Raw genomic sequence first — 24,069 nt, 5'->3', positions numbered from 1 at the left:
GAGTGGGAGAACAATATGCAAAAAGAACAGTTAGTACTTATCGGAAATGGAATGGCAGGTATTCGTGCCATCGAAGAAATACTAAAAAGAGATCCTGAACGATTTGAAATTACAATATTTGGGGAAGAGCCGCATCCTAACTATAACCGAATTGCTCTTTCCTCTGTATTACAAGGAGACAGCAGTGTCGAAGATATTATTTTAAATGATTATGATTGGTATGAAAAAAATGGCATTACCCTGTATACAGGCGATCCAGTTGTGAAAGTAGACAAGCGCCGCAAAAAAATAGAAAGCAAAAATGGCGTTGTTTGTCACTATGACCACTTAATTTTTGCCACGGGCTCTAATCCATTTATGCTTCCGCTGCCAGGTGCAGATAAAGAAGGGGTGATTGCTTTTCGAGATATTAAAGACTGTGAAACCATGGTCGAAACGTCAAAGCATTATAAAAAAGCGGTTGTAATTGGCGGTGGTTTATTAGGTCTTGAAGCAGCCCGCGGGTTGTTGAACTTAAATATGGAAACTGATGTGGTCCATATTTTTGATTATTTAATGGAACGACAACTCGATGCACCGGCATCGGATATGCTAAAGCGTGAATTAGAAGCACAAGGCATGCGCTTTCACATGAATAAACACACAGAAATGATAAATGGAAAAGAAAGAGTAGAAGGTGTCACGTTTAAAGACGGTACTTTCCTAGAAGCAGATTTAGTCGTTATGGCTGTTGGAATCAGGCCTAATATTGAGTTGGCGAGTGAAGCGGGACTGCAAACAGAACGTGCCATTGTGGTGAATGACTTCATGGAAACGAGTGCAAAAGATATTTATGCCGTGGGAGAATGTGCTGAACACAATGGTATTGCTTATGGCTTAGTTGCCCCTTTATATGAGCAAGGCAGCGTGCTGGCTGATCATTTGTGTAATCAAGAGACAGAGGGGTACAAAGGATCACTCACGTACACCAAGCTGAAAGTTTCTGGTGTGGATGTATTTTCAGCCGGGCACTTCCAAGATAATGAACAGACACGTGCTATCAGAGTGCATGATGAGTTTGAAGGCATATATAAGAAAGTTGTAGTACAAGATGATACAGTCGTTGGTGCTGTTTTATTTGGAGACACATCTGATTCCCCTCGTTTATTAGATATGATGAAAAAAGAGCAGGACATTTCTGGTATGAACAAAGCGGTCATTCTTCCATCCGAGAATGCTGACGGCGCTAGTGATGAAAGCTCTGTTGTGTCAATGGCAGCAGATGAGCAGATTTGTGACTGTAACGGGGTTTGTAAAGGAGAAATAGTCGAAGCAATCCGCAATGACGGGCTTGCGACTGTTGCTGATGTGACAAAGCACACCAACGCCGGCCGCTCATGCGGGGGCTGTAAACCGCTTGTATCTGATTTGCTTTCTGCAACACTGGGAGATGAAGCTGTCGCAAGTCAAAAAGAGCCGATATGTGGATGTACTGATCTTTCTCACGACGAAGTTTCTGAAGTGATCAAAGATAAACAATTATCGTTTACAAGAGAAGTGATGAATGTACTTGGCTGGGAGACAGAAGAAGGCTGCTCGAAGTGCCGTCCGGCTATTAACTATTATCTTGGCTTAAACCAGCCGGAAGAATACGAAGATGATTATACATCCCGCTTTATCAATGAACGAATGCATGCCAATATCCAAAATGATGGTACGTATTCTGTTGTTCCGCGTATGTACGGCGGGGTAACTGACCCTGACCAGCTTCGAAAAATTGCCGACACGGCCGAAAAATATGATGTGCCGATGTTAAAAGTTACGGGGGGCCAACGAATTGATATGCTTGGCGTGAATAAAGAAGATTTACCTTCTGTTTGGGAAGAGTTAGGCATGAATTCAGGATATGCGTACGCTAAATCAATTAGGACAGTAAAAACTTGCGTGGGTGAGGATTTCTGCCGTTTTGGAACACAGGACTCTATTGGAATGGGAATTCAAATTGAAAAGAAATACGAACGTTTGAACACACCTCACAAAGTAAAGATGGCTGTGTCGGCTTGTCCGAGAAACTGTGCAGAGTCCGGTATTAAGGATATCGGCATTGTTGGCGTCGAAGGGGCTTGGGAAATGTATGTCGGCGGGAACGGCGGTGTGGATTTAAGAGGTGGTGACTTGTTCTGTAAAGTAGAAACAGGAGAAGAATTGCTTCACCATATCAGTGCCTTTTTACAGTATTATCGTGAAGATGCCCGTTACCTAGAAAGAACCTCGCATTGGGTGGAACGAGTAGGACTGGACCATATCCGCTCGGTCGTATTAGATGATACAGAAAAACGCAAGCAGCTTATTGAAAATATGGAAAAAGCGCTGCGTGCGCTGCCAGAGGATCCATGGACTGAAATCTCTGAAAATGAGGCGAAGCAAAAAGAATTGTTTGAAAAGAAACAGTTAGAGGTTGTGCGATAATTCTTGGACAAAAGGGAAGTGAGAGTATGCCAACGACCAAAACAGAAAAGCAAGTGTTCCTATGCCGTGTGGATGACCTTATCGAAGGTGTACCGAAAGAAGTGATGGTAAACGGTGAATCAATTGCTGTGTTTAAAACAAATAAAGGTCATATAAATGCCCTTCAAAACAGCTGCCCCCATAAAAAAGGGCCGCTTTCACAAGGAATTGTCAGTGGGGATCACGTGTTTTGCCCGCTTCATGATTGGAAAATCAGTGTAAAGACCGGGATGGTGCAAGAGCCGGATGAAGGTTGTGTAAAAACATATCCCGTCGAAGTGAAAAATAAAGAAGTATATTTACATTTCAGTTAAAGCAGTGCTGCCATGCGAATGATCGTATGGCAGCTTTTATATGCAGAATAAACAAGTTGAATGTTATGTTGGTTTTTTCTTTTGTTATCCAGGGAAACTCTAACATAGAAGAGTATTTCAAAGGAGAGCTGAATATGACATTGGATTCACTATTGCTGGTGGTTGTATATCTATGCGTACAGTTATTTGCTAATAAACTTATTTCCTCTTCAGCTGTAGGGCGTTTTAAGTGGCTGTCTTTTTCGGGAGGTGTAGCGGTCTCCTACGTGTTTGTCTATGTGCTTCCGTCACTGCATAAAGAACAAGCGCGTTTTGCAGAAACGCAAGGCTTAACGATGGAATCGGAGTTATACATATTAGGACTGTTTGGCTTGTTAATTTTCTATGGGGTGCACAAAGCAGCTGAACGGGCCCAGCACACACACTTAGAAGGAGAGGGACATTTTTTCTGGATTCAAATTATGTTTTTCGCAGTTTACAATATGTTAATTTCCTACATTATTTTTGCTTCAGATATTGAGGGGATCGAAGCTGTTTTTTATGGAGTGGCGGTTGGAATGCACTTTATGGCAGTGTCACATGATTTGTGGCGGGAGGACAGCAAGCGTTATGAATCGCTGGGACGGTACGTGCTTGCTGTCGGAATTGCCTTTGGATGGATCACTGGGGTATTTGCGCCGCTTCCTTCCTATATGCTGGCAATGGTATTTGCTTTTATATCCGGAGCGATGATTTTAAACGTATTAAAAAAAGAACTGCCTTCAGAAGAAAATGCTCATTTCAAGACCTTTTTGGCGGGATCTCTTGGCTATACAGCAATAACGTTAGCTTTAAAGTATTTCTTTAACTGGTAATAAGCAGAAATTTATAAGGTGGTCAGCGCTTGTTCTATGTCTGCCCAAATGTCTTTTGCTGATTCTAATCCAACAGAGAGACGTAACAAAGAGTCGCTGATGCCCATTTCTTTTCTGACTGACTCAGGCACCACCGCATGAGTCATCGTTGCAGGGTGTTGAATTAACGTTTCAGCGTCCCCTAAGCTAACAGCAATCTTTATCATTTTTAGCTGGTTCATAAATGATGCCGCAGCTTTTTTTCCACCTTTTAATTCAAAACTAATGAGTCCTCCAAAATCGTCCATTTGTTTAGCTGCCAATACGTGTTGGGCAAAGCCAGTATCACCAGGGTAGTATATTTTTTTTACTTTATCATGATCTTTTAATTTTTTAGATAATAACTTTGCATTATCAGTGTGACGCTGCATTCGAAGGGACAATGTCTTGATGCCCCTTAACAAAAGCCAAGCATCAAATGGTGATAAAATTCCTCCCATATCTTTTAATGATGCTTTGCGAACGTGAGAGATAAAGTCATTTTTCCCGACTGCAAGACCGGCAATCACATCACCATGACCGCCGATGTATTTGGTGGCACTATGCAGCACGACGTCAGCTCCGTGTTCAAGCGGACGCTGCAAGATAGGAGAAGAAAATGTATTATCGACAATATAGAAGAGGTTGTACTTTTTGGCAATACGATGAATCATGTCTAAATCAACTAGTTTCATCGTTGGGTTAATCGGTGTTTCTACATAGATCGCTTTCGTATTTGGTCGGATTTCTTGTTCGATTGTTTGTTCATCTTCCATGTTTAATAATGTGTAATCAACATGATAACGTTCTTTCATCAGCTGGAAAAAACCATAGGTGCAGCCATATATACCCTCTGAAACGAGTACATGATCACCGGATGAAGCGGTGGAAGTAAGAACAGCAGAAATAGCAGCCATGCCTGAGCTGCATGCCAGTCCTGCTTCGCCATTTTCTACATCGGCTATTTTTTCCTCGAGTTCTTGAACAGTAGGATTTCCTAATCGCGAATAGACAAATCCTTCCTGCTCCCCCGCAAAGCGTTGTGCCCCTTCTTCAGCGCTGGAAAAAGAAAAAGTGGATGTTTGAAATAGAGGCGGGGACAAGCTCCCATGTGGCGGTGGTGCCAACGAACGGCCGTGTATGACCCTGGTATCAATGTCTCTTTTTTTCATGAAAGTTCTCCTTTGTATCAAAATCATGCTTCTCTATATGTATATAAAAAAACTCCGTTCCCATTCACAATGTATGGGCAACGGAGAAATATACCGTGTGCTATGCAGCGGATTGCATGCGCCTTGCTTCATAGAAAAATTGCGGCCTGTACTTTGAAATAAGGATAACAACGACAATGGTAATCAGCATCTCTGGCACTAAGTAAGAAGCATTGTAAACAGCAGAGTAGACAGCTACTGGCATTCCTGCAGGAGCATACTCCCCAAACCAGATTAAACCCGCACCGAAATGATCAATGAAGCGGAGTAATGTTCCAAAAGCAACACCTAAAGTAATGAGTGCTGCAGGGACGGCTTTTTTAAAGTGATCGCCTTTGACAAATAAACCAGCCAAGCCGAGTACAGCATAAGCAACTGGGTATTCTATAATGAATTGTATAGGGTGAACGATAATCGCTCCGAATAACATTTGTAATATGCCAGTGAGAAACCCTGTCGTGACACCTGCTTTCCATCCCCGTCTAAAGGCGATAATGAAAATAGGAATCATAATAAATGAGATGGATCCACCCATTGCCCAAGGAGCGCTGATTTCAATATAACTGAAAATAATGGCCAGTCCTGTCATAAATGCAATTTCAAGCATGACGACTAAACGATTATCTTGCACAAAAAAATCCCCTTTCTATTCCACTGGGGAAGAGGGGGGACGGCAGTAAACATACAATGAATATACTATGCACCTTGTCACGCCACTTCCCTACGCTGGTCTTAGCCAGATCAGGTTCTAAGAGTTGAGACACTTGTCTCTCTCAGTCACAAGACACCTCTAGTGGAACATTTGTATTTGTTTATAATGTAGCACATAATCGATTGTTTGCAAACAATGAAAATAGCTGTCTGCTTTATCAACGATAAATTTATTGTTTATTCGCAAACTTTCGGATTTTCTTTTATAATTTTTATTATCCATACATCATATAGCAAATAAAAGGAGGGAATTTTTGTAACCGATTTCTCGTTATCATTAAAGCATTAGAGGAGGGATGACGGTGCCTGCTGTTGTACTAGCAGTTATTGGAATTGTAGTATTTGCTTTAGGCTATCGTTATTATTCAAAATTTATTGCAGAGCGTATTTACAGGCTTGATCCTAATTACACAACTCCGGCGCATCAATTTCGGGATGGCGTTGACTTTGTCCCAACGAATAAGTGGGTGCTTTGGGGGCATCATTTTACATCGGTAGCTGGTGCAGCCCCGATTGTAGGCCCTGCTGTTGCTGTGTACTGGGGATGGCTGCCAGCTTTTTTATGGGTTGTTTTAGGGACTGTTTTTGCAGCGGGTGTTCATGACTTTGGCACGCTTGTTTTGTCTGTCCGAAATAAAGGACAGTCCATTGGGACACTTGCTGAAAGAATTATTGGAAGACGTGCGAAACTGTTATTTTTATTTATCATTCTCATTCTTGTATTAATGGTAAACGCAGTGTTTGCCTGGGTTATTTCTAATCTGTTTATTACGTTTCCGGCAAGTGTATTGGCTGTATTTATTCAAATTCCGCTTGCTGTTTGGATTGGCTATGCTGTGAATAAAAAGGGAAGAAGCATGCTGCTGCCTTCAGTAGTTGCGCTGGCCGTTATGTATGCAGCGGCAGTTCTGGCCAGTACCATTCCTGCTTTGCAAATTGATTTGGTCAGTTATTTTGGAGGAGAAGACGCAGAGGGCGTGTTTGGCTTAGATGCGGTATCTTCTGCCTTTCTCATTTGGATAGTCGTTCTTATGGTGTATGTTTATATTGCTTCCACTTTGCCGGTTTGGAAGCTGCTGCAGCCGCGTGATTATATTAATTCCCACCAGCTTGTCGTAGGTTTAGCCATACTGTATCTGGGGCTGCTTTTCACTTGGCCGGCACCTGAAGTAACAGCACCGGCAACGCGTGAGGTAACGGATGTATCGTGGTTTCCGCTGTTATTTATTACGATAGCGTGCGGAGCCATTTCCGGGTTCCATGGACTTGTATCGTCTGGAACCTCGTCTAAACAATTGAACAAAGAAACCGATGCTCGCTTTGTTGGTTATTTTGGCGCTGTAGGAGAAGGGACACTTGCGCTTGTTACCATACTGGCTGTCACTACATTTTTTGCTACACAAGATGAGTTTTTAGCTATGTATGACAGTTTCAACACAGCGAATGCAGATGGATTAACACATTTTGTTGGAGGTGCTGGTCAGCTCGCGACGGGGCTTGGACTGCCTGCAGGTGTGGCGGAGACGATTGTAGCTGTGATTGTAGTCAGCTTTGCAGCGACAACACTCGATACCTCGGTTCGTCTTATGCGCTATATCATATCGGAGCTTGGACAGGAATATAAAGCACCGGTTCTCACGAAAAAACACGTTGCGACAAGCGTTGCAGTCGGGGCAAGTGCGCTGCTTGTTTTACTGCCCGGTGACCGCGGGTTTGGGTCTGGTGGTTATTTATTATGGCCATTATTTGGAACATCGAACCAGCTTTTAGCCGGAATAAGTTTACTGCTTATTTCAATTTGGCTGCGCAGAAAAGGGCGAAATTTCTTATTTACTTTCATTCCGATGGTATTCCTGCTCTTTATGACCTTATGGGCTATGGTCACACAGATAATCTTTGAATGGTCTTGGCTAGGTGATGGAGATGCACAAATTCTTTTATTTGTACTAGGTGCGGTTATCTTAGCTTTTGCTGTATGGATCCTGCTTGAGGCAATTGCTTTGTTTAGAAAAGAACCGCCTCATACAGAGCCGGACAGCGAAGAATAGATTCGGTGTGAATGTAGCGAAACAAAAACGAAGGGGGATTGCCTGCAAAAGTTGTGGTGCATCCCCTTTCCTGCTTTTAACCAAACAAAGAACGGAGGGGGAGAATATGGCTGATAAAAAATGGAGTGTAAAAAAATTGCTGGAGTTTTATGATGAGGTATTGCGTCTTCCTCACCAAGCTGAAATAAAACGCGAAATCCGGGATGAAGATGATTTGTTTCTGCTCCTCTGTTTTTCAGAATTGCTTGGCCTGCCCAACCCGGTTTCTTACTATACACTTGAATTGTATCCAGAAATGATTGAGCGGTTCCATGACTGGCATTTACGAATGGGAATGGATAAATCACCATTGTCTGGTATCCGCTGTTGTTAGTAGAAAATAAAAACAGCAGATATCACCGCGTGTGAAAAGAGGTGCAAAAAATGGACAAGTTGTTGCGTTACGATATTGTGTTTTTTGGTGGAAAAGGCGGCGTTGGAAAATCGACATCCTCATCTGCATTTGCTCTTGCAGCGGCTGAACGAGGAAAACGTACCTTGCTTGTGTCAACGGATCCGGCCCATAACCTTAGTGATTTATTTCATACAACGATTGGTGATGATAAAAAGCAGCTTGCCCACAATTTATGGGGAATGGAAGTTAGTTCGGAAAAGGAGTCCAAGCGCTATATCAACGAAGTAAAAGGTAATTTACAAGGACTCGTCAAATCACATATGGCAGAAGAGGTGAACCGGCAAATTGACATGGCTGCGGTATCACCAGGGTCTGAGGAAGCGGCATTATTTGATCGGTTAGTACAAATTGTCATAGAAGAAGTGGCACACTTTGATATGATTGTATTTGATACAGCGCCGACCGGCCATACCGTTCGGCTGTTGTCGCTCCCTGAAATGATGGAAGCTTGGATTGAGGGGATGCTGCAGAGAAGACAAGCTGTGAATGAAAACTATTCACAATGGCTTCATGACGGAGAACCAGTCGATGACCCTATTTACCGGGTGTTAATGAATAGAAAAGATCGCTTCTCTAAAGCGCGAAAAGTACTAATGGATAAAAAAAGAACAGCTTATGTGTATGTGCTCGTCCCAGAAAAGCTGCCAATTGCAGAAACAAAACGAGCGCTTGCACTTTTACATCAAGCCCGTCTGGACGTGAATGCACTGGTCGTGAATAAATGCATGCCGCCGCACGCTGGAGACAGTGTTTTCATTGAGAAACGCAGAAAGCAGGAGCAGTATTACATGGAACAAATACAGCACACATTTCCCAAACAGCAAAAAATATATCTGCCTCTAATGGAAGAAGATGTTTCTTCACGTACGGCGTTAGGGCAAGTAAAAGAAGAATTTCTTTTCCCATCGATAGATATCTAATTAGAAAAAACGACTTTTGCTGACATATCATGGATAAACCCAGAGACTGGGTCAAATCTAAAACAGGTTACTCAACAGCCGGACAATAAGATAGGAAAGCATATTTTAAGCAAGCGTCGTCAACATACGAAGACTCTTGCAGGAAGCCGGCTAAGACCAGCCGCATCGTGCGGCCAGCGCCGACACCAGCACGTCCTGTGCGTCGAAGCAAGAAGATCGACTTGGTCAAGGCCTGTTCTTTACCAAGCTAGCTTAGGCCGTGCCCGCGGAATGCGGCATATGTTGCCGGAGCAACGATAGACATTCCTGTGATAAACAAATAATCCGAACTGACTTTTTCATAAATCGTTCGGATTATTATATGGTTTCTATACTTGTGTCCCAGTTTCTTTTTAGTACACCTTCACGTTTATAACTCTAGTATTTCTCGAATATCTTCTTCAGAAAGGGAAGATAAATTCGTTTCACCAGATTGAATAACTTGATCAAATAATGCTTTTTTCTTTTCTTGTAATGATTGGATTTTTTCTTCAATCGTACCTTGGGCAATCATCTTCATCACTTGGACCGTATCGGTTTGGCCGATACGATGGGCACGGTCGGCCGCCTGGTTTTCAACAGCTGGATTCCACCACAAATCAAATAAAATAACGGTGTCGGCTCCAGTTAGGTTCAAGCCTGTTCCACCGGCCTTCAAGGAAATAAGAAACGCTTCTTTTTTCCCTTCATTAAACTGATCAGTCATATGAAGGCGTTCGTGGCTTGGTGTTTGTCCATCGAGATAATAATAAGATATCCCTTTTTTATCGAATGCATCACGAATGATGGAGAGCATACTGGTGAATTGCGAAAAGATGAGGACGCGTTGTTCATTTTCATGAGCGTCTTTCATAAAGTTCATCAGCTCTTCTAACTTACCAGACCCGCCATTATATTCTTCTAAAAACATGCCAGGGTGGCAGCATAATTGCCGCAGTCTTGTTAAATTAGAAAGAATGTTCATCCGGTTTTGTTGAAACGTTCCCGTTTGAAGCTGTGCAGCTGTTTCTTCTTTGATGCGGTTTAAATAAGCGACATATGTTTCACGCTGTGTTTTGGTCAAATCACAGTGGATCGTTGTCTCAATTTTGTCAGGAAGTTCGGTCAATACTTCTGATTTTGTACGCCGAAGGATGAATGGAGACACACGATGCCTGATGGTGTCAGGAGACAGTGCTTTGAACGACTGGACATCTGGAAACAATCCTGGCATTAGGATGGCAAAAAGTGACCATAATTCATCAATTTTGTTTTCAATCGGGGTGCCGCTTAACGCAAATGCTTTTTCTGTTTGGATGTTTCGAACCGCTCTAAATGTTTTGGAAGTATAGTTTTTTAATGCTTGTGCTTCATCGAGTATAAGTCCATGAAACGTGACATTTTCATATAAATCAATATCTCTTCGTACGAGTGGGTACGAAGTGATACAGATATCTGTATTTTGCTCAATAGATTCTATCTGTTGTTGTCGAGCTGCCTTTGAACCATGAATAATTTGTACATTTAATTCTGGAGTGAACGTATGTGCCTCTTTTTCCCAATTATATACAAGAGAAGAGGGAGCAATCACTAAAAATGGCGGAGCATCAGGACGTTCTTGTCTCTCTGATAAAATGTATGTTAATGTTTGCAATGTTTTTCCAAGCCCCATATCATCGGCTAATATTCCGCCAAATCCATATGTGGTTAAAGCTTTAAACCAATGAAAGCCTTTTTCCTGATAATCACGCAGTACACCTGTTAAAGAGGCAGGCAGCGGTGCTTGAAACGTTTCTGGAGAGCGGATGTCCGTTAATAACCGCTCCACACTTTCGTCTTTGTGCCATTGTCTGCCTGTGTTAACGTACTTATCCACTTGAAACGCTTTATATGCAGGCAGGCGAAGCCGGTTATTTTCCAAGTCTTCTGGTGATGTGTTCGTGTCATCAAACATCGCTTGAATGTTTTGCAGGAAGTCATGATGAAGAGAGATAAAGCGTCCGTCGGATGTTTTGTGATAGCGTTTTTTTTCCTTTAATGACATCATTAAATCGTACAAGTCGTCTTCATTTAAATCATCTGTTTGAAATGAAACGTCCAGCCAGCCCAAAGACTCATCAAGAGAAGACTCAATAGAAATTGATGCTGCCGGCACAATCAACTGTTCCACGTCTTTTGTCATAAACACATCAGCTATGTCTTTTAACTCTGGCAGTGTAGTAGAGAAAAACGTAAAAATGGTTTCTTCGTCAGTTAACGACAATGCTTCTCCATTCCAATGGAAACCAGCGGATTCAATGACTTGTAATAACTCTTCTTCTTTTTTTGTTTCACGTGCAATAAACGCTTCCTTTTCAGGGGTGTTTCTTTCTTCTGTTACAGCATGCAATGTATGCGGTCCATAAGTGAACAGCGGCTCTGCCAACAGGGCTTCGTTTTTTCTTTCAAGGTATACTTTGCGGTGCAGGGCATGCTGCTCGACTTGGTCTGTAATCTCATTATTTATGATCAGTCTGTTTTGAGTGTTTAACGACTCGATAACGTTTGCATACACTTGCTCGAGCTCCCCTTTTTCTAAAGGAAGACGTCCATTTGGTGTATCCATCAGCATATGAAACAACAACATGGTTTGTTGGTCGTTTTCATTTGTTTCATACAAACGATCATTCCAAATATAAAAAGGAGTTAAACTAATCTTTTTCGGTGGATATTCAAAAGAAGAATACGACAAGTAGTAGTAACGATTCGTTTGGTGCAATGCAAATGATCCCGGCCACTCTTTCTTTATCACAAACGGTACACGGTTCCCAACAGCCGGTTTAATATAAGCGTTGGAGCAATCAGATAATGCACGCAGCATATTCTCGGCAGCAACAGGAGGCACCGTAATTTCTGACGGCGATTGTTTCTCTGTGTAAAAAAAGCTTGTCTGTCTGCCTGACCAGCGCTGATTTCGAATGATCGATTCTATTTCCCTTAACGCGCGCAAATCAGCTTCCTCAAAGTAATGGTATGTTGGATCAAACGTAAACTTTTTGGTGAAAGGAAGCAAAGATCGCTGCCGCATAGCAGTTAATAAGGCCTCAATATCTTTTACGACATATAATTTGTCCGTTCCAATCCGCAGTTCAATAGTGAAAAACTGTTCCTGTGGCTGGTAATAATCGGTATGAAATGCCAGCGTGAACTCCGTTTCCAGTACTTCTCCAACTGATTCTACGGTTTGCATACGCCCTGCAAAGTAATCGACGAACAGCTTTCTTAAGGAAGCTGTTTTTTCTGTTTCACTTTCCGGTGCTGGTTTATTCACTTTTTGTCGGTGTTGTCTATTTTTGTGGGTCGCTTTTTGTTCAGTTGGAGCTAAAGAAAGCAAAACAGCAGCCATATGTTTACATACATCCATGCCTTCTTGATAAGCTGGACAGCTGCAGGAACCTTCTTGCAGCTCTCCGTCTTCATGAAACAATAGCTGCACGTGGTAAGACAAAGTGCCTGCAACAACAGCTTTTATTTTTGTGAAAGATCCAGCCGTATTGAACGAAAGCTGTGATACATTGCCGCTTTCATAGTAATGCAGTCCCCTTAAAAAAATTGTTTTTCCGGCTAAATCCTGTATTTCTGCTTTTGTTAAGTAGCGCAAGGTGGATCCTCCTTCGCGTTTCATGCATAACCATTATTTTATCATACATACACAAAAACCATAGATAAACAAAGATAATACAAGCTTGATTCTTTTAAAAAAAGACAGTTAATAGAGAAGAGAGGCGAAAAAAATAGAAAAGAAGAGAAAATAATAAATGATTAACGCTTACATGCGGTTTGGTGGATAGGAAAAATGTATGATAAAATCCACTTTGTTCATAACGCCGGCTTTTGATAGAGCAAAAGCCAACTTTTACAGCAAAAAAGGTGCGGGGCATGACAAAAGAGAGAACGGATCGATATCCCGCACAATAACTAAAAACTAGAAAGAAGGGGAAAAAAATAGTGAATATTGCAAAATTGAAAAATGAATGGTTCGGCAATGTCCGCGGAGACGTGTTGGCGGGTATAGTTGTTGCCTTGGCACTAATACCAGAGGCGATTGCTTTTTCCATTATTGCCGGCCTGGATCCGATGGTAGGTTTGTATGCCTCGTTTAGTATGGCTGTTGTCATTGCTTTTATGGGCGGCAGACCAGGTATGATATCAGCTGCCACAGGAGCGATGGCGCTGCTTATGGTAACGCTTGTAGCAAACCACGGATTGGAATATTTATTGGCGACAACGATTTTAACCGGTATTATTCAAATTTTATTTGGTTTTAGTAAGTTATCCAGATTAATGAAGTTTATTCCCAGGTCGGTAATGGTTGGATTTGTTAATGCACTCGCTATTTTGATTTTTATGTCGCAAATCGAGCATTTTGAAGGCGAAGGATGGATGATGTATGCGCTGGTCGGCTTGACATTGTTCATTATTTATATGATGCCTAAGCTGACGAAAGCTGTGCCATCTACGCTGATTGCTATTATTATCGTTAGTGCGTTAGCTATTTTTATTGGTGCAGATGTCCGTACGGTAGGAGATATGGGCGCTTTACCTGATACACTGCCTGTGTTTCTCATACCTGAAATACCGCTGACGCTTGAGACATTAACGATTATTTTTCCGTATGCTCTTGCCTTGTCCATCGTTGGTTTGCTTGAGTCGATGTTAACGGCGACGATTGTTGATGACATGACGGATACAGAAAGCAATAAAGATAAAGAATGCCGCGGACAAGGGTATGCGAATGTAGCGACTGGCTTTTTAGGCGGCATGGCAGGCTGTGCAATGATTGGACAGTCGGTTATTAACGTTAAGTCTGGCGGCAGCGGGCGTTTATCGTCTCTTGTTGCTGGTGTGTTTTTAATGTTTTTGATTCTTGTATTAGGTGATTTAGTTGTGCAGATACCAATGGCAGCTCTTGCCGGCGTAATGATTATGGTATCAATTAGCACATTTGACTGGAATTCTGTAAAAATGATGACGAAAGTGCCGAAAAGTGATACGACGGTTATGGTCGTTACAGTGGCTACGGTTGTCATCACACATGATCTGTCAAAAGGAGTTTTAGCAGGCGTTGTTTTAAGTGCGATTTTCTTTGCCGCCAAAATTTCGAAAGTGAAAGTAACGGAAAAGATGGGGCGGTCAGCTTCGGAGAAAATTTATTATGTGGACGGTCAATTATTCTTTGCGTCGGTAACTGATTTTACGAAGAGTTTTGATTACCAGGCAGATGGAGTACAAGAAGTGAATATTGATTTATCTAATGCTCACATCTGGGACGATTCTGCTGTGGAAGCAGTTGAGAAAGTCCGGGCGAAATTTGAACAAAAAGACGTGAAAGTGTCACTTAGCGGCCTAAACAAAGAGAGCACACAGCTGATGAATAAACTACAGGGCTTGTCATCAGGCCACTAAAAGAAAGGAAAGTGCGCCAGAAAACGGCGCACTTTTTCCATAATCAAAAGGGGGAGTAAAGATATGTATCAAAAGGTTTTATTGGCAGCTGACGGGTCAGACCATTCCCTTCGTTCTGCAGATCATGCTATTGCATTAGCAAACAAAGGGGACCGTCCGCATATTGACGTGATTTATGTTGTTGATGGTGATAAATCGAAAACAGATGTGCTGCATTACGGCAACACAAATCTCATTCATTCCAAAAGAAAAGAGAAACTAGCTCCGGTTGAAGAAAAGCTAAAAGAACATAACTTTTCCTATAAGGTACATGTGAAGCACGGGGAGCCAGGTCCAACAATTGTAAAGTTCGCTAATGATGGTGACTATGACTGCCTCGTTGTAGGGAGCCGCGGCTTAAATCAATTGCAAACGATGGTGTTGGGCAGTGTCAGCCACAAGGTAGCCAAGCGTGTGCAATGTCCTGTGATGATTGTTAAGTAGAAGAAACGAGCCAGTAAATAAAAACGCTCTCTTTGTCGTATACGACAAAGAGAGCGTTTTTATGGGGAGAAGTACTGAATGAAAAGGTAAACAGAAGCAGTGGCCGCAGCCAGCAGCAAGCTACGTTTCCCGCGATGTGTGATTTTTTTGGCTGCCGATCAAAAGATAGTCCACAAAACTCCCTGCAATCATGCCAAAAAAGATATCTGTAATATCTAGAACATTCCCTGCAATGCCATACAATAACCCAATTCCACCAAAGATAATAGTATAGCGAACCCTCATAATAGTATTAAAGTATGGAAAAGATGCTTGCAGACTTTCTAAAAAGAAGGGAGAAAAATACACAGCAACAATAATAATAACAACGACAATAAACAGTACTTCCATGTATTTCACCTCCTGTGCAATGATGACGATTCTTATGTGTGTATGATTCTTGTTCCTTTTTGGATCACATTTTAAACGCGAAATAGCCCAAAGCAGAGAAGCTTTGGGCTATTATATGACAAACGTGCATGTTTTATCCGTTTCTTCATTCACCAATGGGTTGAATACGAGCTTTTACAATGAGTGCAATTACTAATGTAATAATCACTGCAGTCATTAATCCTAAAAGCGTGCTTCCTGTTGCGCCAAGCAGTAAAAAACCGATCAATGCACCGATACCAGAAAGCAGGGCATATGGAAGTTGTGTAATGACGTGGTCAATATGATGGCTCCCTGCTCCAGTAGAAGACAAGATCGTCGTGTCAGAAATTGGGGAGCAATGGTCACCCAAAATCGAGCCGGCTAACACCGCGGCAAGCATTGGCAGCATTAATGATATATCCAGTGTAGCAGCAATTTCGCCGGCAATTGGGAGCAGGATGGAAAAAGTACCCCATGATGTGCCGGTAGAAAAAGCCATAAAACCTGCAAGGATAAACAGTAAAGCAGGCAGTAAAAACAAAGGAATTGTGCCGTCGATAAATGTTGCTAAATACGTGCCGGTTCCCAGTTGATCAATGATGCTGACAATAATCCATGCGAGAATTAAGATATAAATCGCAGGCAGCATGGATTGGATTCCAGCGCCGATTGTTTTGGTGAAGTTTGTAGCAGATGGCTGCTTTGTTATGGTTAATAATATAGTGACCAAAAGACCAATCAAACCTCCATAGACAAGAGAGCTGGCAACGTCAGTTTCAGCAAATACTGATAACGCAGTCACTTCATCTGCAGCATGAACACCAGTAATAATCATAAAGAACACCGTGCTGACAATTAAGACTAAAATTGGCAGGACGAGGTCACGTACCTTGCCGTTATGGGTTGGCAATGATTTGGATTGTTCACCAGGTACACCGCTGCGGTTTGGATCAAGCAGTTGATGTTTCGTGACGGCTCTTTGTTCATGTGTACGCATCGGTCCGAAATCTAACTTCCAAATAATAACGAGAAATACAAACATCAGGGCTGTCACAGCATAAAAATTCATTGGCACCATGTAGAGAAATGCCTGCAGACCTCCAAGCTGCGTCAAACCATGTGTTTTTAGGATGTCTGCAATAATCGTAATGATGTAAGCCCCCCAGCTGGACAGCGGTGCGATGACACAAATTGGTGCAGCAACAGAATCGACGATATAGGCCAGTTTCGCCCGAGAGATACGCTGTCTGTCTGTGACCGGACGGCTCACTTGACCGACTGTTAAGCTGTTAAAATAATCATCAATAAAGACCAGAATACCAAATAACAGCGTGGCAAGCTGTGCGCCAACTCTTGTTTTTACACGTGTAAGAGCCCATTCGCCAAAAGCGCGGCTGCCTCCTGAAAAGCTGATGAGTGCGGCCATGACACCGAGAATCAGTAAAAAGAAAATAATGTATAATTCCCAATCATTTAAAGCACCTTCGACTACAAAGATGCCTGCGAATATTTCCCAAATCAGAGCAGCACTTTCGCTGAAGGACCAATCTGTGAGTATGAGTGCACCAATGATGATACCGGCCCCTAATGAAGGGAGAACTTTTCTCGTTGCGATAATCATAACCAACGCGAGAATAGGAGGCAAGAGGGACCATACGGATGGTTCATTCATTATCCATAAAACTCCTTTCTTCGTTTATTTTTTTCGTGCGCATGAAAAAAACAGGCTTTTTATCATATTCCAATGACTATAGTTTTATTTTTCCCATTCTTTCAGTTTCCACGTTAAGTGCTGCGGTCAGCACCCGATGTGTTTTTCGGCAGCCATCAGAGCAGACGCTTGCGGGAAACAACAGCAGTGATGAGCTGGCAAGGCGAAGTGAAAATGCTGCCAGAAGCAGTTGAGTCTAAACAGCCTCTCAGCCAGATAGGGGAAAGGGCAATGAACCTCAACAAAAGAGATAGAAACTCCTTCAAAAAACGAACGATCCCATACAAAAAACCTGCCTGATTCTATCGCAGGCAGGTAGAGAACGGTCATTCCGAAATACAAAGTAGCCCTCCACGACGAATCCATCGTGACAGTCCTGCATTTATTCAATGCAGTCCCAGCTCATGAGAAGTGACATTCCCACGAGCTTCGGCAAATACCCCTTTTTGTTTTCATCTTCGTTGTCAACTCCGAAAACATACTCTTGACATTTGCGCCTCTACCTCATCTAGAGGTTTTTATTATATTGTAATGACGTGTCTGCACAGAACAACGGCTATTATAGCAGCAGGTTAAGCGTAAAGCAACTGTATTTTTGTGGAAACAAGTTACGTGTTATGAGCAGTGGAACGTAAAATAATATGATGAATGGCTTCAGCCACGCCATGATTATCGTGGTTTGTGGTTTCATGTGTGGCTACATGTTTTACATCTGATTCTGCATTGCCCATTGCAATACTGACCGCAGCTGCATTAAAAAGCGGCAAGTCATTATAATTATCTCCAATCGCAAATGTTGTAGACAGATCAAGATCTGCATGTTTTAACAAATGCAGCAGCCCTTTTCCTTTTTGTGTATGGGGGTGCATTATTTCAAGGTTGTCTCTTCCCGAAGAAGTGATTAACATACTTGGTTTATCTCCCCATGTTTTGCGGCAGACAGCTAATTTCTCTTCAAGCATGGAAACGATAAGAAATTTATAAACAGTGAGATCATCCTCACGTATCATTTCGGCAGAATGAAGTTCATTCATATGAGCTTGACGGTGGTGGCCGTCAGCTTTACGGCGAATAGCTTCTTTTATCTCTTCTCCGCCTTCTTTATCTTGTGTATAGATATCTAAATCGTTCATAAAAAATTCCCACGAACGAGAAGGGGAATACATACCATGGTTCGTATAAACGTGAAAGTAATATTGACGGTCGGTTAACCACTCTGCTAGATGTACGGCATCATCGCGATCCATATGAGACTCGTGAATTAGTTTGCCTTTCCAGAACACCCTGGCTCCGTTTAACGAAACAATGCCATCGGGAGTAATATTGACTGCTTGAAGAAGACGATTCACATCTTTATGGCCGCGTCCCGTGGCAATAACGACTTTATGTCCTTGTGCTTGTAAAGTTTTCAGCGCTTGGGCGTTTTCTTGTGAAACAAAACCTTCGGAATGTAAAAGAGTTCCGTCCATATCGATTGCAACTGTATTCATTGTTGTCACCTCTGTATGTGCAATATAAGTTTTGGCAGCATGCATGTGTTTAAACTCATTTACAATAGAGTAACACGAAAAAACAGCAATAGGTAGCGTTCTATCTTAAGTTAAGGAAATGTTCTTAGGCTCTGCACCTTCTTTGTGATACGTACATAATGTGAAAATGGGGGTGCATATCAATGTTTAAAAACAACAAGGACCGCAACAGTCAATCGTCACTGCCCCCGTATACTGTTAATGATTTATTAAATGGAAGCAACTTGGATGTGATTGCCGCAGTTTTGCTGTTGACCGGGCGGTTAAAAGTAGAATCTGTACAAGTGTATCGTGGTTATCCTATTATTCAAGTGACACTTCTTGGGGAATACAAGAGGGTCTCCCCAAAAGAAAAAGCAGATAAAATGGCAGATTTTTTAAAGGAAAATGATGATATAACGATAGATGATGTCATGGAAGCTATAAAGAATCATTTAGGAAAGGAAGGGTGATACGCTAATGAGCCGGGATGTGTCGGCATTTGATGGTACTACGTTTAACAATGCCATGATTTGGGGATTTCTTATTGTTTTATTGCTTTTTGGCCGTTTTCTAACAGAGTTGCCAGATACACCATAGGAACAAACTGCAGCCATCTAGGCCGCAGTTTGTTTATTTCATATAAGAGTTTTCATAGAACATAAGCTGTGGGTATTTGTCTTTTGTCATGTTCATTTGAAATTCATTCTCGAACAAAGCAACGATTCGGTTATCTCTATCTAATGTTAAGTTGCGCTGGCGTTTTTTGAACGTTTCCATCGCATCACTCTCGCCATTCACCCACCTGGCGATGGAGAAAGGCAGGTTTTCTAAGCGAATATCTGCATTGTACTCATTTTTTAAGCGATATTCCATGACTTCAAACTGCAAGACACCGACCACCCCAATAATTTGCTGTTCTGGATACTTATTGTAGGTGTGAAATAATTGTACAGCCCCTTCTTCCGTTAATTGCTGCAGCCCTTTTTCAAATGACTTATGCTTCATGGCATCTTTGACAGAAATGGCAGCGAAATGTTCTGGGGAAAAGTGAGGCATTTCATCAAATTGAAAGTGGTCATCTTCTGCGAGCGTGTCACCAATACGAAACGTGCCCGGGTCATAAAGGCCGATAATGTCACCAGCATACGCTTCTGTAACGATGTTACGGTCTTGAGCTAAAAACTGCGTCGGTTGTGCAAGCCGCATAGTTTTATTCTGTCTCACGTGGCTGACGTGCATTCCTTGTGTATACTTGCCAGAAGTAATTCGTAAAAAAGCAATGCGATCTCGGTGTTTTGGGTTCATGTTCGCTTGAATTTTAAAGACAAACCCAGAAAAGCCGGGCTGTGCTGGTTCAATAAAGCCTTTATCACTTTTACGGCCAACTGGAGCAGGGGCTAGATGTAAAAAGTGTTCTAGAAAATTTTGAACACCGAAATTAGAAATGGCGCTTCCGAAAAATACAGGTGTTAATTCACCATTTTTTATTTTTGCTTCGTCATAGGCATCGCCTGCGACATCTAACAATTCGATTTCTTCACGGAATTGGGCCAGAAGCGTTGGTTCAATCCAATCATCTAAGGCAGGATCGTCTGGCCCGGTTGTTTGTTTTATTTCAACATTAGAAGGGTTGTCAGCATCATACAGTTCAATTTTCTTAGAGTGTCTGTCATATATGCCGTAAAAATCCATCCCCATTCCGATTGGCCAGTTCATGGGATAGGAGCGGATACCAAGCAGGTTCTCCATTTCTTCCATCAATTCAAATGGGTCTCTGCCCTGCCGGTCAAGTTTATTTATGAATGTGAAGATAGGAATGCCTCGCATGCTGCAGACTTTAAACAACTTTTTTGTCTGAGCTTCGACGCCCTTGGCCGCATCAATCAGCATGGTAGCAGAATCAGCTGCTGTTAAAGTCCGATACGTGTCCTCACTAAAATCTTCGTGTCCAGGAGTATCTAAAATATTGATTTGATGGTCTTTATAGTGAAACTCCATGACGGAACTGGTTACAGAAATACCGCGCTGCTTTTCGATCTCCATCCAGTCACTCGTTGCATGTTTCGTGTTTTTCTTTCCCTTGACAGTGCCGGCTTCATGAATCGCTCCGCCAAAATACAGCAGCTTCTCTGTTAATGTCGTTTTCCCGGCATCAGGGTGTGAAATAATAGCGAAGGTCTTTCGAGATTGAATTTCTTCAGTCAGCTTACTCATCTATATAACCCTTTCTTTTGCGTAAGTTGCTCTAACCATTTCAATCATAAACGAAACAAGAGGTTTACACAAATAAACCTGCCAGCATAAAGCTGGCAGGAAGGCTGCATTAGATGGAATATGCAGAGTGTTGTAGCAGTGCTTGTTCAAGCGTCAAGTATTTAGTAACGTGCTTGAAGGAAATACCCAGCTGGACAATTGTCTGTGATAGTTCAGGGCGCATGCCAGAAATACTTGTATCAATGCCTAAAAGTTTCAATGCATCAATTAATTGGTTTAAATGTTGAGCAAACCAAGTGTTGATTGTATTAATACCTGATAAATCAATAATGAGATAGGAAAGTTCTAATTCTGTTGCTCGCTCGAGTGTTCGTCTTTGCAGAAATTCGGAACGTTCATCGTCCATATCACCAATCAAAGGTAATACAGCCGTTTCTTGTTTGATAGGCACAACCGGTACCGAAATTTCTTGCATCTGTGTTTTGGCGTGGTTTAACTCAATAATATGTTCATGTAAAAATGAATGGCTGAAAGAATAAATTGCTTCATCTAAAAATGTTTCAAACTGGCTGTAAATGTCAAATGCATCACGAATAGTACGTTGATCTTCATTGCATTGTTTTTCGGTAATATCCATGAAAATATCTCTATATGGAGGCATAATCGTTAAAGCACTGGAAATGCTGACATCGTTTTTAATGCAATAATCAGCGGTTTTCTTTCCCCATTCTTCAACGGAAGCATGGAGAGTATCGGTATTGGTAAAAGACTCCACTGCGCCTTTTCCAATTGTTATAAATAGTTCTTCCAGCAAGTCCTTTACATCATTAGTATTTGTGTTAAATGCTGCATGCAGTTTACTTGGTTTGTGCTGCTCCATTTTTTCACTTAAAGTGTGTGGGTGTTGAAGAAGATACTCTCCAATTTTCTGAATGGTGTGCAGGTTTTGGCTGTCCATTTTATTTCAACCCCTCAATTCATTTTCGTAGTATGTATGGAATTATATTTCTAGGTACAAATCATCAATGTATTTCCCGATTTCTTTTATGTGTAAACATAGTATGTGTCTTTTCTTATAAAAAAATTTAGGACAATGTGAGACAATTATTGAAAAATCTATAATTTTCCAATAATTATATTTATTGGAAAATGTATGTGGTACAGTAAAACTACAGCAAGAAAGAGACAAAATATTTCTATCGTAAGAAAAGGAGGAAGCTGGCATGAGCAAAAAACTTCTTTACGCATGTTTAACTGGTATTTTAGCAACAAGTGTATTGGCTGCTTGTGGGGATGTAGAGGAAGAACCGGGTATGGATGATGGCGGTGGAATCGAAGAAGAGCCGATTGAATAATAGTACTTATCGTGAAAAGCACTGCTAAGGGCAGGGCTTTTCTTTTTTTACGCTTTAGAATGGCGGATCGTTCACGAGAGGGGCTGTCAAAGGGTCATTTTTTTACCTTTTGATACAGTCCCATCGTTGTATCATTCTGTGGATGCATTTGATTTCAAAGGCTTTCCGTGTTTTTTACATTATGATTACATGATGCAGGCTTAAAGTCCTTGTATGGATAATGGCAGAAAGCCTTTAGCCGGTGTATAAGTTACTTTATGCAAAAGAAAAAGCGATATAGGAAAAATATGAAGGAGGTAAAATAGGTCTTATGGACTAATGTAAACTTTCTCAGTTATTACTATATTTTTCCCTCCCCCTTTCGAAGTTTCAGAGATATGCCATAATAAAGGGCGGAGGTGTTAAGGAATGAAAAAATTTATTATATCCTTTGCCGTTGCACTTATTGCATTTCCGGCAGCGGTGTCAGGTCAAGCACAGGAAAGTCCGTCACAATCACTGGAAAGCATAGAATGGAATAAAATTGCCCAGGAGTTAGATGGGTTTGATATTCAAACTTTCTTTGAAACGCATCAAGCTCCTGAGCAGCAAACACCACAACCTTCATCTGATGTCGAGCAGGAAACGCCAGAGACTGCTCAGGAAACTCCAGCTGACGAATCAAACAATTACTCAGCTTCTGATCAAGATTCTTCATCAGCAGATGAGGCAGATACAGACAGTTCATTTGAACAGGAAGTAATTCGTCTAACGAATAAAGAGCGGGAAAAGCATGGGCTCGAACCTCTGCAAGCAGACAGTGAACTTTCTGTTGTAGCAGAAGATAAGTCGAAGGATATGAGAGATGCAGGCTATTTCTCTCACAATAGTCCAAACCACGGCAGCCCATTTGATATGATGGATGCATATGGCATTGATTACCGCGGTGCAGGAGAGAATATTGCTGCTGGTCAAACAACGCCAGAACAAGTAGTGCAAGGCTGGATGGATTCCCAGGGCCACCGCGAAAATATTCTTAATGGCGACTTCACTCATATTGGTGTCGGACACGTTGAAGGCGGAAGCTATGGGCATTATTGGACACAAATGTTTATTACAAAATAAAGGCATGAAAAAAGCAGCAAACACGATATGTGTTGCTGCTTTTTTGTACTGACAGAAAAAGATAAACATTGGCGTTTTTCAAGGCTCTTGAACTTTTCTTACACGCTACAGCGGCAGCACATAAAAGAAAATGGCAAAGAAATGCATGACTGATCCAGCCAGCACGAAAATATGCCACACAGCGTGGTGATAGGGGAAGTGCCTCCATACATAAAAAATGGTACCTACTGTGTAAAACAGACCGCCAATGACAAGAAATGTGATACCACCACTTGGGAGAGTATTCATGAGAGGCTCCCATGCAATCACGATAATCCAGCCCATTAAAATATAAAACAGAGTGGACAGAAACATAAATTTTTTAACGAAAAAAGCTTTAAAACCGACGCCAAAAAGCGCAAGGCCCCACACAATTCCAAACAACGTCCAGCTTAATGCTCCGTCAAGAGCGTGAAACAGTATTGGAGTGTAAGTGCCGGCAATAAACAAATAAATAGAGGCGTGGTCAAATATTTCAAAAAGGTTCTTAGCTCTGCCATCTTTCAAAGCGTGCAGCAGAGTGGAGGAGACATACAACAACACCATCGTGGCCCCATAAATGGAAACACTGACAATGTGAAGCGGGGTGGCGTAGAGGCTTGCAAAAACAATGAGTAAAGCAAGTGCTGTTACGCTTAACAGAATACCAACAGCGTGTGTCGCAGCATTTGCCATTTCTTCTCGGCGTGAAAATGTGTGCACTGCAGCCATTTATTAAAACTTCCTTTCTTTTTCATACAACCCATAAAGGTTGAATGAAG

20 protein-coding genes and 2 riboswitches are annotated in these 24,069 nt (G+C 41.8%); of the genes, 11 read left to right on the top strand and 9 right to left on the bottom strand.

The window, feature by feature from the left end; all coding sequences use genetic code 11:
• The first annotated feature begins 15 nt into the window (after nucleotides 1–15).
• The 3 genes from nirB to BLT18_RS10610 all read left to right on the top strand — a co-directional run bounded on the left by nirB (nucleotide 16) and on the right by BLT18_RS10610 (nucleotide 3,655).
• Complete coding sequence (gene nirB / locus BLT18_RS10620; RefSeq protein ID WP_091273777.1) at nucleotides 16–2,448, top strand: nitrite reductase large subunit NirB; 2,433 nt, start codon at nucleotides 16–18, stop codon at nucleotides 2,446–2,448.
• A 26-nt stretch (nucleotides 2,449–2,474) separates the two neighbouring features.
• On the top strand, nucleotides 2,475–2,801 hold the full coding sequence (nirD, locus tag BLT18_RS10615) for a nitrite reductase small subunit NirD (RefSeq protein WP_091273775.1): 327 nt from the start codon (nucleotides 2,475–2,477) through the stop codon (nucleotides 2,799–2,801).
• A gap of 134 nt (nucleotides 2,802–2,935) precedes the next feature.
• Entirely contained in the window at nucleotides 2,936–3,655 is a 720-nt protein-coding gene (locus tag BLT18_RS10610) for a hypothetical protein (RefSeq protein WP_091273774.1), read from the top strand.
• 11 nt (nucleotides 3,656–3,666) lie between these two features.
• Here the strand turns inward: BLT18_RS10610 and megL are convergent, their stop codons facing one another.
• Together megL and thiT are read right to left on the bottom strand one after the other, a co-directional pair.
• A complete protein-coding gene (gene megL / locus BLT18_RS10605) occupies nucleotides 3,667–4,845 on the bottom strand; it encodes a methionine gamma-lyase (protein ID WP_091273772.1) in 1,179 nt (392 codons plus the stop codon).
• A gap of 100 nt (nucleotides 4,846–4,945) precedes the next feature.
• Nucleotides 4,946–5,515: an energy-coupled thiamine transporter ThiT gene (gene thiT, locus BLT18_RS10600; protein ID WP_091273771.1), complete on the bottom strand. Its 570-nt coding sequence runs from the start codon at nucleotides 5,513–5,515 to the stop codon at nucleotides 4,946–4,948.
• Nucleotides 5,516–5,585: 70 nt separating this feature from the next.
• Nucleotides 5,586–5,686, bottom strand: a riboswitch (TPP riboswitch).
• Nucleotides 5,687–5,897: 211 nt separating this feature from the next.
• Between thiT and BLT18_RS10595 the strand changes: the two genes are divergently transcribed.
• From BLT18_RS10595 to BLT18_RS10585, 3 genes are all read left to right on the top strand, one after another.
• Entirely contained in the window at nucleotides 5,898–7,643 is a 1,746-nt protein-coding gene (locus BLT18_RS10595; RefSeq protein ID WP_091273769.1) for a carbon starvation CstA family protein, read from the top strand.
• A gap of 106 nt (nucleotides 7,644–7,749) precedes the next feature.
• Nucleotides 7,750–8,016 (top strand): cory-CC-star protein, encoded by a 267-nt coding sequence (locus BLT18_RS10590; protein WP_091273767.1) that lies wholly within the window; start codon nucleotides 7,750–7,752, stop codon nucleotides 8,014–8,016.
• 50 nt (nucleotides 8,017–8,066) lie between these two features.
• On the top strand, nucleotides 8,067–9,017 hold the full coding sequence (locus BLT18_RS10585) for an ArsA family ATPase (RefSeq protein ID WP_091273766.1): 951 nt from the start codon (nucleotides 8,067–8,069) through the stop codon (nucleotides 9,015–9,017).
• 409 nt (nucleotides 9,018–9,426) lie between these two features.
• Here BLT18_RS10585 and BLT18_RS10580 read toward each other — a convergent pair whose 3' ends face one another.
• The gene (locus BLT18_RS10580; RefSeq protein ID WP_175487469.1) at nucleotides 9,427–12,675 is read right to left on the bottom strand and encodes a DEAD/DEAH box helicase; all 3,249 of its coding nucleotides are present in this window, start codon (nucleotides 12,673–12,675) and stop codon (nucleotides 9,427–9,429) included.
• Nucleotides 12,676–13,022: 347 nt separating this feature from the next.
• On the opposite strand from BLT18_RS10580, the gene BLT18_RS10575 reads away from it, so the two are divergent.
• Nucleotides 13,023–14,480: a SulP family inorganic anion transporter gene (locus BLT18_RS10575; protein ID WP_091273761.1), complete on the top strand. Its 1,458-nt coding sequence runs from the start codon at nucleotides 13,023–13,025 to the stop codon at nucleotides 14,478–14,480.
• Between the two features lie 63 nt (nucleotides 14,481–14,543).
• On the top strand, nucleotides 14,544–14,963 hold the full coding sequence (locus tag BLT18_RS10570) for a universal stress protein (RefSeq protein ID WP_091273760.1): 420 nt from the start codon (nucleotides 14,544–14,546) through the stop codon (nucleotides 14,961–14,963).
• Between the two features lie 120 nt (nucleotides 14,964–15,083).
• Here BLT18_RS10570 and BLT18_RS10565 read toward each other — a convergent pair whose 3' ends face one another.
• The 3 genes from BLT18_RS10565 to BLT18_RS10555 all read right to left on the bottom strand — a co-directional run bounded on the left by BLT18_RS10565 (nucleotide 15,084) and on the right by BLT18_RS10555 (nucleotide 18,575).
• Nucleotides 15,084–15,353, bottom strand: coding sequence for a hypothetical protein (locus tag BLT18_RS10565; protein WP_091273758.1), 270 nt, complete (start codon nucleotides 15,351–15,353; stop codon nucleotides 15,084–15,086).
• 145 nt (nucleotides 15,354–15,498) lie between these two features.
• The gene (locus tag BLT18_RS10560) at nucleotides 15,499–17,046 is read right to left on the bottom strand and encodes a Na+/H+ antiporter NhaC family protein (RefSeq protein WP_091273756.1); all 1,548 of its coding nucleotides are present in this window, start codon (nucleotides 17,044–17,046) and stop codon (nucleotides 15,499–15,501) included.
• Nucleotides 17,047–17,421: 375 nt separating this feature from the next.
• A riboswitch (Lysine riboswitch) is annotated at nucleotides 17,422–17,595 on the bottom strand.
• A gap of 98 nt (nucleotides 17,596–17,693) precedes the next feature.
• Nucleotides 17,694–18,575 carry an HAD family hydrolase gene (locus BLT18_RS10555; protein WP_175487468.1) on the bottom strand — a complete coding sequence of 294 codons (882 nt, stop codon included), beginning with the start codon at nucleotides 18,573–18,575 and terminating at the stop codon, nucleotides 17,694–17,696.
• A 182-nt stretch (nucleotides 18,576–18,757) separates the two neighbouring features.
• Between BLT18_RS10555 and BLT18_RS10550 the strand changes: the two genes are divergently transcribed.
• A complete protein-coding gene (locus BLT18_RS10550) occupies nucleotides 18,758–19,066 on the top strand; it encodes a hypothetical protein (protein ID WP_091273752.1) in 309 nt (102 codons plus the stop codon).
• A gap of 160 nt (nucleotides 19,067–19,226) precedes the next feature.
• Here the strand turns inward: BLT18_RS10550 and BLT18_RS10545 are convergent, their stop codons facing one another.
• Both BLT18_RS10545 and BLT18_RS10540 read right to left on the bottom strand, forming a co-directional pair.
• Nucleotides 19,227–20,810 (bottom strand): peptide chain release factor 3, encoded by a 1,584-nt coding sequence (locus BLT18_RS10545; protein WP_091273750.1) that lies wholly within the window; start codon nucleotides 20,808–20,810, stop codon nucleotides 19,227–19,229.
• Between the two features lie 109 nt (nucleotides 20,811–20,919).
• Entirely contained in the window at nucleotides 20,920–21,768 is an 849-nt protein-coding gene (locus tag BLT18_RS10540; RefSeq protein WP_091273749.1) for an STAS domain-containing protein, read from the bottom strand.
• 265 nt (nucleotides 21,769–22,033) lie between these two features.
• Here BLT18_RS10540 and BLT18_RS18675 point away from each other — a divergent pair, with 265 nt between their 5' ends.
• Together BLT18_RS18675 and BLT18_RS10535 are read left to right on the top strand one after the other, a co-directional pair.
• Nucleotides 22,034–22,165, top strand: a complete 132-nt coding sequence (locus BLT18_RS18675; protein ID WP_281242353.1) for a hypothetical protein — start codon at nucleotides 22,034–22,036, stop codon at nucleotides 22,163–22,165.
• Between the two features lie 408 nt (nucleotides 22,166–22,573).
• Entirely contained in the window at nucleotides 22,574–23,269 is a 696-nt protein-coding gene (locus tag BLT18_RS10535; protein ID WP_091273747.1) for a CAP domain-containing protein, read from the top strand.
• Between the two features lie 105 nt (nucleotides 23,270–23,374).
• Here BLT18_RS10535 and trhA read toward each other — a convergent pair whose 3' ends face one another.
• Entirely contained in the window at nucleotides 23,375–24,019 is a 645-nt protein-coding gene (gene trhA, locus BLT18_RS10530) for a PAQR family membrane homeostasis protein TrhA (protein WP_091273745.1), read from the bottom strand.
• Nucleotides 24,020–24,069 lie beyond the last annotated feature (50 nt).

Origin of the sequence: Alteribacillus persepolensis (assembly GCF_900099605.1) — a bacterium.
Lineage (GTDB): Bacteria > Bacillota > Bacilli > Bacillales > Marinococcaceae > Alteribacillus > Alteribacillus persepolensis.
The sequence above is the reverse complement of the archived record's forward strand: the minus strand, read 5'-3'. Positions and strand labels throughout refer to the sequence as shown.